At 49.2% G+C, this 11,430-nt stretch carries 8 protein-coding genes and 1 pseudogene; 4 read left to right on the top strand and 5 right to left on the bottom strand.

Annotation, left to right across the window (positions count from 1 at the left end; all coding sequences use genetic code 11):
* The 4 genes and pseudogenes from QZ554_RS03320 to QZ554_RS08280 form a co-directional block, all read right to left on the bottom strand.
* Window positions 1–895 (bottom strand): annotated as a pseudogene (locus QZ554_RS03320) (hypothetical protein); the annotation flags it as partial.
* A gap of 143 nt (window positions 896–1,038) precedes the next feature.
* Window positions 1,039–2,298: a type II toxin-antitoxin system HipA family toxin gene (locus QZ554_RS03315; protein WP_297194377.1), complete on the bottom strand. Its 1,260-nt coding sequence runs from the start codon at window positions 2,296–2,298 to the stop codon at window positions 1,039–1,041.
* A gap of 3 nt (window positions 2,299–2,301) precedes the next feature.
* On the bottom strand, window positions 2,302–2,622 hold the full coding sequence (locus tag QZ554_RS03310) for a helix-turn-helix transcriptional regulator (RefSeq protein ID WP_297194375.1): 321 nt from the start codon (window positions 2,620–2,622) through the stop codon (window positions 2,302–2,304).
* 583 nt (window positions 2,623–3,205) lie between these two features.
* A complete protein-coding gene (locus tag QZ554_RS08280) occupies window positions 3,206–4,180 on the bottom strand; it encodes a hypothetical protein (protein ID WP_366764441.1) in 975 nt (324 codons plus the stop codon).
* Between the two features lie 929 nt (window positions 4,181–5,109).
* Between QZ554_RS08280 and QZ554_RS03300 the strand changes: the two genes are divergently transcribed.
* The 4 genes from QZ554_RS03300 to QZ554_RS03285 are packed head-to-tail and all read left to right on the top strand — an operon-like array spanning window position 5,110 to window position 9,751.
* The gene (locus QZ554_RS03300; RefSeq protein ID WP_297194374.1) at window positions 5,110–6,459 is read left to right on the top strand and encodes an NAD(P)/FAD-dependent oxidoreductase; all 1,350 of its coding nucleotides are present in this window, start codon (window positions 5,110–5,112) and stop codon (window positions 6,457–6,459) included.
* A 30-nt stretch (window positions 6,460–6,489) separates the two neighbouring features.
* Window positions 6,490–7,161, top strand: a complete 672-nt coding sequence (locus QZ554_RS03295; protein ID WP_366764438.1) for a DUF4230 domain-containing protein — start codon at window positions 6,490–6,492, stop codon at window positions 7,159–7,161.
* The gene (locus QZ554_RS03290) at window positions 7,161–7,823 is read left to right on the top strand and encodes a hypothetical protein (protein WP_297194370.1); all 663 of its coding nucleotides are present in this window, start codon (window positions 7,161–7,163) and stop codon (window positions 7,821–7,823) included. Before QZ554_RS03295 ends, QZ554_RS03290 begins: the two co-directional genes overlap by 1 nt.
* Window positions 7,823–9,751: an ABC-F family ATP-binding cassette domain-containing protein gene (locus tag QZ554_RS03285; protein WP_297194368.1), complete on the top strand. Its 1,929-nt coding sequence runs from the start codon at window positions 7,823–7,825 to the stop codon at window positions 9,749–9,751. The genes QZ554_RS03290 and QZ554_RS03285 overlap by 1 nt, the downstream gene beginning before the upstream one ends.
* Window positions 9,752–9,844: 93 nt before the next feature.
* On the opposite strand, the gene fumC is transcribed toward QZ554_RS03285, so the two are convergent.
* The gene (fumC, locus tag QZ554_RS03280; RefSeq protein ID WP_297175915.1) at window positions 9,845–11,242 is read right to left on the bottom strand and encodes a class II fumarate hydratase; all 1,398 of its coding nucleotides are present in this window, start codon (window positions 11,240–11,242) and stop codon (window positions 9,845–9,847) included.
* Between the last annotated feature and the right edge of the window lie 188 nt (window positions 11,243–11,430).

Genomic DNA, 11,430 nt, shown 5'->3' with positions numbered 1-11,430 from the left:
AAACGAGAATCTTATCCGTTTCGTTCAAGCCCTCAATATATTTCCAGCTATGAACTTGCATAAACCCATTTTCTCGTTGCTCTATTCTGGCTGGTGGAATATTATCACTTCTATCATACTCTACACCATAAGCAAAATGAATCACATTTTCCTTGTCAAAGAACTTCTCATTCAATTGCTTTTCCACATCTTGTGCAAGGAGTCTTGTCTTTGGAGTAAGGATAATCTCATTAGCATTGTCCTTTACTTGCATCACCAGCCTCACGTAGTTGAGGTTTGGCTCGCCCTGGTTCAAGAAGTCTACAATAATCTGCTCCTTGTCGGTAGATGTCAATGATGACGGGAAGAAGTACGTCCCACCATTATCATTTAAGCTACTGCGTGCATATTGATCCAAGAGGATATGAGCAGATAGACTATTACTCATTATCTTGCTCTTGAGATATTTCGCAAACTTATCTACGATCCGTTCCTGTTGCAGAATCAGACGCAAATTTCCATCTTCAGCAAGCACCTTGTCCAAAAAAGGCTCATCAAGCAAATCTAGAAGATTATAATTGGCGACCACCTCCCAGAATGATTCTGTATAGCTCCAGTCTATCGACTTGTAATAATCATACAGTGCATCTTTGGGTATAGCTCGTAGATATCTCACAATAATTTTTGAGAAACTCTTAACCATTGATTTCAGGCTATTAATATAATCCTCTGTCCAAGTTGATAGATAGTTGTTACGATCTATATATTTTTTGATGTGATAGAGTTCCAAAACATCATTGATATCCTTGACGAATTTTGATGCCTCAAAATTCATCAATAGGCCCTCTATTTGCTGTAAATTCGAACCTATGCTCAAATCACGTTGGGAATAGTATTGCACTCTATGTCTTTCCATATTTATATCTATAATTATAATAGGTGAATCTCCTTTATCTACTGTACTATAATTATCTTCGTTAGCATATAAAACAACTTATACCCTATCAGTAGCAAATGTAAGGAGTGGAAATCTATCATACCCCCTCGGGGTTGTTTATTCTAATGACTTGCCGAAAATTCCCAGCGATCAGCAAAGAGGGCTATTTCTCTCTTAGTAATTCCTAGTCGAGTAGCCAAGGATAGCCAATCTTTCAGGGCATTACACACTTCCAAAATAATGGTATCGGCAATCTCCTTGCTCAGCATATATTCTTCTGAAGCATCTCTGAGAAGTGAGAGGTCCGCCTCGTTGGACGTAGAAGTAACCAGTAAACTCTGATGTTTACTTAATGTTGGGTTTATGTCGTAAGCAGGAGATAGTGTCCAGCCTTTGGGTGTAAGTAAGAATCCGTGATTTCGGAAGTGATCATCACTATTGCCAATGCAGATATTGAAAACAACACGACGATATAGTTCCCTTAGGTTACTCTCCACATCTGTACAGTGGCGAATGATAAAATCCACAATATCTAAGTAACCGTAACCATTCATGGCGTTATCTCCATCATGCAATCCAAGAAGCGTCATAGTCGAGGCAAAGTGGATACGTTTCCCTTGCTCTGTTCTATCAAAACGCTTGGAGATTAGGGTGTGATAGGTCTCTGATGTTTGTAATACCCTTGTTTCAGCCACAGTAATCCCAGCCCTTTTCGCAAGAAAATGGCAGAGATGCTCCCACAACTCGGCATCATAATCATCCTTAAGAGAGGGAAACTTTGCAATACATAAAGAGCCATCGGTATCCAGCACACTGGCTTTGGGACGTGCTCCACCAAGAGAAGTGCCAGGCTGAATCAGCTGTACGATCCATCTTCTGTCAGGGAGTTCGTTCCGCTCCTCACTTTGTTCTACCTCCTTGCTTGCGGCTTCCAATGCACGAATATCGGTCAAGGGTGGAATCCTCAGGATCGGAGAGCTATTGATAAAGTCAGCATCTACACTTTCTTTGAAACGGAAACCTCCCATTCGGGAATAATCATCAATCCCCAAGAGGTAATCAAAGGAGGTAAGACGACGAAGGGGGCGTTTCTCCCCTTGTGCTAAAATCTGCTCTCTGCGATTAAGTAGTGTTCGCCCCCATCTATCGGGCAATGCATCCGAAAAGCATCCAAAAATATCATCACCTCCTGTTGTATATTGTACGCCCGAGTAATTGTTAAGATCAGCACTTAGGAATAATCCTCCTTGTATTCGTAGCCATTCTTCATTGAAGCAGAAGCCATAGCTGTCTGTCCCCCGCAGAGACTCATAGCTCAATTCCCCAACAAGTGTCGGTTCTTTCAGCCAATCAAAATCAGCATATACAAGTAGTTTCTGCATAGTTTATTCTTTCTTGGAGGCACGGCGGCGATTGATGAGAGAAAGGTCTTGGAGGCGCCGTCCCAGTTCATCGTCTTTAGCAAGGTGGAGGATGTCGTCCTCAAGCTGAAGGGCATAGAGTACTCGCAAGTAAATCCCGATCGACACAGTAGGGGCTCCATTCTCCACACGAGAGACGGTCAAAGGGGAACAAGTAGCACGCTCAGCAATCTGTGCCACACTAAGATTACGACGCAGTCGGGCTAACTTGATTTGCTCTCCTACAATCTGCATCTTCTGCTCTAATTTTCGGGGCAACTTAGTCCCCATTGTATTCTTTGCCATATCTTCAACACATCATATAATACGCAAATATAAGCTTTTAATCTCACTATTATAATTGTTGAAAGAAAAATAATTATATCAAGTATTTTTCCTGCACCACATTGCCTTAATATGCTCCGAAATGGGAACTTTTACACTGGGCAAGCGTGCCAATTACAAATGGGAGGTGTTATAATCTGTTGATTTATAGAGCGTAACACCCCAAAGAAGATTGAAAGACTGAGGACCAAGCCATGCGATACAAATATGTCCCCCCCTATAAAATAGGCACATAAAACTGTTTTTCCATTTATTTGAGGGGTATTTGTACCGATTAGAAGGCTTATCGCCTAATCGATACAGAGGTAAATATATTGCATCGGCAAGTAGCTGCTGACCACAAGCAAAGACTAAGTATCACCCAAAAAGGAAAGGCGCTCGTTATGAGCACCTTTCCTTTTATCTATCTACTCGTTAGGCTTCATTCGAAGGTTTTCGTTCCCCTATTCTTGTACTTCATCTGCACCTCACTCTTCTTATCAACAGTCAAGTTCCTCGAAAGGAAAAGCTTAGATTGTCTATCCAACGATTCTATAAATATAAGCTAGTTGAGATAAGTTGGCGGACGAAGAAAACTACTCAGATAGGCAAACTCACATTTATAGCGTTCCAAGCATTCATAGTCCCCTAGAGAAGGGGATACTAGTCGAGAAAGATCCATGTTATGAGTCAAATCGTGTAGTTTGACAGCTGTTGCTAATGGACTAGCCACTATGCCTTGTATATAAGACTCTCGATTAGCTGCACAATGGTGGTCTAGAAGCCTTAGTGCTCGCTCTATTTCATTTCTATCTCGCCTAGGTAACGAAGCCCCTGCAAAATCTTCCAAAAGAGATAGCACGGAGTCCAGCTTATATTGGGTATCCTCAGTACTATCATGCAGATAACCAACTACCCGTTCACGCCAGTCCCTTCCCTGAGCAGCAACAGCAGAGAGATGACCTTCGTAATAAGGCACACCAGCCTTATCTACTTGTCCCAGATGCAGATGCTTGGCAACTAGAGAAGCACATTCCACCCAAACATGCGCAGCAGGTGTTCCAGTAAATGGCCGTGGAGATACCGGAGGCAAAGGAAGACGTTCGCCATCTCCTCCAATTGTATCGATATATCCACTACATATACTCACTATACGATCATCCGAGTAGGGATTTAGATAAATGCCTCTGCATGCAAGCTCTACTACTCGTCTAAACCACTGTACATAATCTGAATCCTCAGCCTTTGCCCTGAATAGATCTGGGTGCTCTGCAAACTCTTCGAGGAACTCATCAGCAAGAGAATCCGCAGATAGCCCACAGCAATCAGAGCCAACAGAGGAATACCAAATAGCCTCTCCCTCCAATTCGTACCCATTTTCACTCATTGCATCTTGACGGGCTAGATGAACTCTATAAGCCATCCTATTAGGTGATAGATAACCAAAGAAACGCATGCGTTCATAGCCACGTCTATGTAGTTCTTCTAACAGTAGGATAACATCTCTAGCCCCTAGAGTACAGTTGGTAAATCGCTTCATAGAATCTTACTTGCATTCTTCGTTGCCGCCAAATATACAGCATTCCTGAGGAACTATCTCAGTCAACATGGACACCCTTTGCTCAGATCCTAGATAATCAAAGGGAGTATCAATTATTTGACGTCCCCTGAAGAGGATGTTGGAGTCAAACAAACTTACGTGTCAGCCAAAATATACAGCTATTAGCGTGAATAACACTTCCCCCTTGGGCTGGGCCGACGCATGATCTCGCTCGCACACTCCTGCCTTTGGATCTTCAGGGGTATTATTTTATATTCCAGAGAGCCTTAGTGCATCACTAAAGAACCTAGGCATTATCCCCAAGAAATAGCATACAAGCGAGCCCTACAGAGGAGATACTTAGAGCGAGGTTGTGTACACGCGTGTACACTGTTGTATACACACGTGTATACTTATCCCACCTAGGTAGGAGGGATACACTGGGGATCTCTACACCTGGGACATAGATACTTCGATCTTTTCGGCGTATGCTCCTTGACAACCTTGCCCTCGCACTGTAGTGATTTCATGCATCAGCCCTTACCCCTTGGGTGTTGTCCAAGAGAGGCTGGGGGAAAACAGCTACCTTTGTAGCCGTATATTCTCTAGCTACTAAGGATACAGCCTACTAGAGGTGGAAGAGAGTCTTGTGTGCATGGAAGCACCCAATAGCCGAAGGACTACCTGTAGGAAGAGCTACCTATCGCCAAATAAGCCTCGAAGGGCTAGGGCTTTAATGCCTCCACAGTCACGAGGAAGAGATTGCCAATCCGGAGGAGAAACAAAGATGAGGGGAGGAATGAGTATAAGCCTTTGGGGAGGGGGAATATCAGGGCTACATTAAAGCGAGAAGAGAGGCGAACATTATACAGGTATCAAGTTGTTTTAGAGATGTATTCAATTTTATCCTCCAAAAAGTATAAAGCGCTATGAGTATCAATATTCCTCAGTCTTCGCTCCCCAGGGTAGTGATAGCAGGTGGAGGCTTCGGTGGGCTCAAGCTCGCACAGAGCCTAGATAGTAAACTCTTCCAAGTCGTACTCATTGACCATCATAACTATCATCAGTTCCCCCCACTGATCTATCAAGTGGCCTCCTCGGGGCTAGAGCCAAGCTCCATCGCCTTCCCCTTCCGTTCGGCCTTCCGTAAGAAAAAGAACTTCCTCTTTCGTATGGCTGAGGTAGAGGGTGTAGACACTCTACGCAATGTCCTACTCACCTCTGTCGGCGAGGTGCAGTATGATTATCTCGTGCTCGCCTGTGGTGGGATGACCAATTTCTTCGGTAATGAGGAGATCGCTCGTCATAGCCTCCCGATGAAGACACTCTATGAGTCCATCAATCTACGTAATGTACTCCTGCAGAACATTGAGAAGGCTCTCGTCTCAGACGATGAGGCTCAGCGTGACGCTCTCCTCACTGTAGCTATTGTTGGGGGTGGCCCCTCGGGGGTAGAGATAGCAGGGGCACTCGCAGAGATGAAGCGGTACGTATTACCTAAGGATTACCCTTATCTCGACACCTCGCTCTTCCGCATACATCTCCTTGATGCTTCACCTCGGCTATTACAGGCAATGAGTGAGAAGAGCTCTGAGACCGCAGCTCAGGGGCTATCTGAGCTTGGGGTAGAGATCCACACGGGCACGATGGTATCCAACTATGATGGGCAGACCCTAACCCTCAGTGATGGGACAGAGATGAAGACTCGTACTGTCATCTGGGTTAGTGGTATCGTAGCCAACACTATAGAGGGCATCAGTGCAGAGACCTTGGGGCGGGGCAAGCGTATCCTAGTAGACGACCACAGCCAAATCTTGGGGCTGACGAATGTCTTTGCCATTGGAGACCAAAGCTTCATGACCGCAGACCCCAAGTATCCCAACGGGCACCCACAGCTAGCACAGGTCGCACTACAGCAGGCCAAGCTCCTAGCCCAAAACCTCAAGGCTCGCCTACAGAACCAGCCCGAGTCACCCTTCCGCTACCGAGACTTAGGCTCTATGGCCACGATCGGACGTAACCGAGCCGTGGCAGAGATAGGCAAGGCTAAGTGGGGAGGCTTCACAGCCTGGGTGCTTTGGCTCGTAGTCCACCTTCGCTCGATCCTCTCTGTACGTAACAAGGTCGTCGTCCTGCTGAACTGGATATGGAACTATGTCACCTATGACCGTTCACTTCGTCTTATCCTCAAGCGTAATGTCCCCATTGAGCCTTACCACCAGAGACTACAGCGAGCACATAGGGAAGAGGGAGATGAGGGCAACGACAACCAGCAATGATTAGACAATAGCATCCATAATACAGCACTCATGGTCATGCATATAATAAGTACCTTTACCCGGCATACAGTTGGGGTACTACTTGCCCTAGGGCTACTCTACTCTTGCAAGGGAGCCAAGACTGAGCAAGAAACACCACCTGTACAAGTTCTGCTTACGCAAGCTCAGAGCCTTTCTCGCCTAGAGTTGGCAACAAGTGAACTACGTACCACCCTTGCCTTAGATCCAAGACAAGATGGCTTCCTCGGCTGGAAGCGTCTCCTTGGCACAAGAGAGACTAAGGTCGAGATCGTCAGTCAGGCCTCTGCCTACTGCGACCTTAGGCTACTCACCGAACAGATGATACGACAGCGCAACGATAGCACTATCGATCTGGTCCTTCCCCCCATAGAGGTCACGAGAGAACTAGAGTCTATGCACCGTGCCGTGAGTAAGGAGGCAGACCCAATGCGCTCACGCCTCACGGAGAACGAGATCGAGGAACTCCTACAGCGACAGCGTGCCAAGGTCTCTAAGATCCTTGACGATGCCCTCCTACAGATACGCCCTCAGCTCCTAGCTGATGCTCGTGCAGCAGCAGAGAGCAAGCTCTCTGAGATGATGCAACAGCTCGGGGTACGTATCCGAGTGACCCTCTCACCTAGCGATGAGGCCGAGAGTACCCGCAATCCCTCCTTCACCCCAACCTCCAAGACTAAGTGATGAAAGCACTCCGCATCCCCCTACTAATCCTCATTCTCATCCTTCTCTTAGTCGGGGTAGCACTCTACCTCTACCGCACCTATACAACAGAGGAGACCAAGGAGCCTAAGGTCACTCCCGTAGAGCTCCAAGCAAAAATCACCCAGCGCCTAAGGCTCATCACCCAGGAGATCACTTACCGCCAGTCCGTCAAGGCCTATTCGGGCTCCTATATGGCCGAGGGCGTAGCTGACCTAGTAGCCTACGTCAAGTTTGACCTAGAGCGACTCCACATCCAGCAGGGACAGGGCGACACGCTCTACGTCTCCCTGCCTATGCCTCAGGTAGAACTGGGACGTAGACCTAATGGCACGCACTCGATCAAGTACTACTATATGGCCAAGTCCATCTTCGGTATCCATCCCGAGCCCACCTCCGACCGAACGGCTACTAAGGAGCTAGAGACCAAGATCCTCTCACAGGCTCATAGAGATATAATGAATGACCCACGATTCCTACCTCAGGCGAGGCTAGAGGCTCGGGGGCAGCTCCAGCAGCTCATCACAGCCCTCCTACCTGGACGCCCGATTATAGTCGTTGAGGAAGTCTTGATCCCTGGAGATACATACAGTCCTGAAATCCCCACTACTAGTCCGACACCTATTCCTGCCACTACTCCATAATGATAAGCGTCAATAACGTCTCTGTATACTTCGGGGCTAAGCCCCTCTTCGAGGATATATCCTTCGTCATCTCTGCCAAAGAGCGCATAGCCCTAGTAGGGAAGAATGGCGCAGGGAAGTCCACTCTATTAAAGCTCCTAGCCGGTATAGATGAGCCTACCGAGGGCTCCATCTCTCGCCCCAAGGACATACGCATAGGTTACCTACCGCAGGTCATGCAGATGAGTGATGAGCGGACAGTCCTCGCAGAGTGTCAGCAGGTCTTCAGCCACATCACAGAGCTAGAGCAGGAGGTAGAGCATCTAGCCCAAGAGATGGCGACACGTACCGACTACGAGAGTGACGAATATATGGAGCTCATCGAGCGACATGCACAGCGCTCTGACCTTCTGCTGATGCAGTCTAGTGGTAGCATACAGGCAGACATCGAGCGTACACTACTCGGACTAGGCTTTGAGCGTACAGACTTAGAGCGTCCTACGAGTGAGTTCTCGGGGGGATGGCGTATGCGTATTGAGCTAGCCAAGATACTGCTACAGCGTCCTGATGTCCTCCTATTGGACGAGCCGACAAACCACTTGGACATCGAGTCGATCCGTTGGCTTGAGCGATTCATCGCCTCTGGTTCATCCGCCCTTGTACTCATCTCGCACGACCGAGCCTTCATTGACGCTACGACCAGCAGGACTCTGGAGATAGAGCTAGGTAGGCTCTACGACTACAAGACGAACTACAGCCATTACCTCACCCTCAGAGAGGAGCGACTGGAGCAGCAGAGACGTGCCTACGAGAACCAACAGAAGGAGCTACAAGCTACCGAGGACTTCATCGAGCGCTTCCGCTACAAGGCCACGAAGGCTGTCCAGGTACAGAGCCGACTCAAGCAGCTAGCCAAGGTAGAGCGTATACAGATCGAGGACATTGATCGCAAGGCGATGCACTTCTCTTTCCTTCCAGCTATTACCTCGGGTGCTTACCCCGTGATCATCGAGGGGCTCACCAAGAGCTATGGGACACATACCGTCTTCTCAGACGTAAATATGACCATTGAGCGAGGTGAGAAGGTAGCCTTCGTGGGGAAGAATGGATCGGGTAAGTCCACCCTCATCAAGTGTATCATGGGAGAGATCTCGGACTATACGGGCTCTCTACGGCTAGGGCACAATGTAGAGGTGGGCTACTTCGCCCAGACCCAGAGCCAAGAGCTCAATGGCGACTATACCATCTACGAGACGATCGATAGAGAGGCTCAGGGGGAGATCAGGACTAGGATCAACGACCTACTGGGAGCCTTTATGTTCGGGGGAGAGGAGTCTGAGAAGAAGGTATCCGTACTAAGCGGAGGAGAGCGAGGACGAGTAGCCCTCATCAAGCTCCTACTACGCCCTGCGAACCTACTCATCCTAGACGAACCAACGAACCACCTAGACATCCGCTCCAAGGAAGTCCTCAAGGAGGCGATCCTCCGCTTCTCTGGTACGGTGATTATTGTCTCGCATGACCGTGTATTCCTCGATGGCTTGGTATCTCGTGTCTACGAGTTCCGCTCGGGCAAGGTCACGGAGCATATCGGTGGGATCTACGACTGGCTAGAGAAGCGTGATCGGGAGGACAATACCACCCCAAGCACTCCTCGTGCAGGAGCCCCATCTTGTGAGGTGAAGACCACCAGTAGCACGACGGGGGCAGAAGACTACCAGCGACAGAAGGAGGCCGCCAAGGAGCGCAGAGCCCTAGAGCGAGAGCTGCGCTCTACTGAGGAGCGAAGTGAGGCGATCGATACCGAGCTACAGCAGCTAGAGGCCAAGCTCGCTCTACCAGAGCATGCCACAGACCAAGCACTCTTCGACCGCTATCGCCAGCTCAAGGAAGAGCAGGAGGCTGTCCTCTCCCGATGGGAGGAGCTCAGCCTACAGCTTGAGCAGTAAGGGCAATATCCCCTCGCTACTCGAGGTCATAGAAAAGCAAAGGAGCCTGTACCCCGTAGGGTACAGGCTCCTCTTTTTTGTCTAGGGTAACCCTTAGTCTAGAGGATGTACCATATCCTCAGGGCGTACCCACTTGTCGAAGTCTTCCTCGCTGACATAGCCTAGGCGAAGAGCTTCTTCCTTGAGCGTTGTGCCATTGCGATGAGCAGCATTGGCGATCTCAGCGGCCTTGTAGTAGCCGATATGGGTATTGAGTGCCGTGACGAGCATGAGGGAGTTATTGAGTAGCTCCTTGATGCGGGGGTGGTTAGGCTCTACACCTGATACGCAGTGGATATCGAAGGAGACTGCGGCATCCCCTAGGAGCTGTGCACTCTCTAGGAAGTTGGCAGCCATGACAGGCTTGAAGACGTTGAGCTCGAAGTGGCCCTGCATCCCTGCTACAGAGATCGTCGTATCGTTACCTGCGACCTGAGCGCAGACCATCGTCATAGCCTCGCACTGTGTGGGGTTCACCTTACCGGGCATGATGGAGGAGCCGGGCTCATTGGCGGGGATGATGATCTCACCGATACCGCTACGAGGGCCAGAGGCGAGGAGGCGGATATCGTTTGCGATCTTATTCAGGGCTACTGCTACCTGCTTCAGGGCGCCATGGCTCTCTACGATGGCATCGTGGGCTGCTAGTGCCTCGAACTTGTTCTTAGCCGTGACGAAGGGTAGGCCTGTGAACTCTGCGATATGGCGTGCGACCACGACATCATAGCCCTTAGGGGTATTGAGACCCGTACCGACCGCTGTACCGCCGAGGGCTAGCTCTGCTAGGTGTGGGAGGGTGTTCTCGATGGCCTTGATGCCATGCTCGAGCTGAGCAGCATAGCCACTGAACTCCTGACCTAGGGTGAGGGGTGTAGCATCCATGAGGTGCGTACGACCGATCTTCACGACGTCTGCCATCTCCTTGGCCTTGCGGTCAAGTGCCTGATGTAGCTGGCGAAGGCCTGGGAGGGTTACCTCTACGACCTTCTTATAGCAGGCGATATGCATCCCCGTGGGGAAGGTATCATTGGAGGACTGAGACTTATTGACATCATCGTTAGGGAGTAGGGTCTTCTCACCTTCCCCGATCACCTTCCCTGCTAGCTGGTGTGCACGGTTGGCGATGACTTCATTCACGTTCATGTTGCTCTGCGTCCCTGAGCCCGTCTGCCAGATAACGAGTGGGAACTGGTCATCCAGCTTCCCTGCGAGGATCTCATCACAGACAGCGGCGATGAGGTCACGCTTCTCTACGGGGAGTACTCCGAGCTCGTGGTTAGCATAGGCTGCCCCCTTCTTGAGGTAAGCAAAGCCACGGATTACGTCCAGAGGCATAGAGGCTGGCCGACCGATCTTGAAGTTGTTACGAGAGCGTTCTGTCTGTGCTCCCCAAAGCTTGTCAGCGGGTACCTTGACTTCGCCAAGGGTATCCTTTTCGATTCTGTAGTCCATTACTGTATATCTTAAATTGTACGTACGGCATACTTATATAGCACAAATGTACCAAGACTAAACGAATTACCGGCTATCCTCCCTATCTTCACTTCCCATTCTATCTACACTTTTGCTAGGTTGAGCAGCCTAAGCTCCATAGCTTTAGGTAGACCGAAGAACGGACTCCCTTCGTCCCTTCTTGCCCC

This window comes from uncultured Porphyromonas sp. (assembly GCF_915070105.1).
In the GTDB taxonomy this organism is placed as follows: Bacteria; Bacteroidota; Bacteroidia; order Bacteroidales; family Porphyromonadaceae; genus Porphyromonas.
This window is presented reverse-complemented; position numbering and strand designations above follow the sequence as displayed.

Excerpts from the sequence above, each read along its gene's own strand:
- QZ554_RS08280 (WP_366764441.1), bottom strand. The coding sequence starts at position 4,180 with ATGAAGCGATTTACCAACTGTACTCTAGGGGCTAGAGATGTTATCCTA.
- QZ554_RS03295 (WP_366764438.1), top strand. The coding sequence starts at position 6,490 with ATGGTCATGCATATAATAAGTACCTTTACCCGGCATACAGTTGGGGTA.
- QZ554_RS03285 (WP_297194368.1), top strand. The coding sequence starts at position 7,823 with ATGATAAGCGTCAATAACGTCTCTGTATACTTCGGGGCTAAGCCCCTC.
- QZ554_RS03310 (WP_297194375.1), bottom strand. The coding sequence starts at position 2,622 with ATGGCAAAGAATACAATGGGGACTAAGTTGCCCCGAAAATTAGAGCAG.
- QZ554_RS03315 (WP_297194377.1), bottom strand. The coding sequence starts at position 2,298 with ATGCAGAAACTACTTGTATATGCTGATTTTGATTGGCTGAAAGAACCG.
- QZ554_RS03300 (WP_297194374.1), top strand. The coding sequence starts at position 5,110 with ATGAGTATCAATATTCCTCAGTCTTCGCTCCCCAGGGTAGTGATAGCA.
- fumC (WP_297175915.1), bottom strand. The coding sequence starts at position 11,242 with ATGGACTACAGAATCGAAAAGGATACCCTTGGCGAAGTCAAGGTACCC.
- QZ554_RS03290 (WP_297194370.1), top strand. The coding sequence starts at position 7,161 with ATGAAAGCACTCCGCATCCCCCTACTAATCCTCATTCTCATCCTTCTC.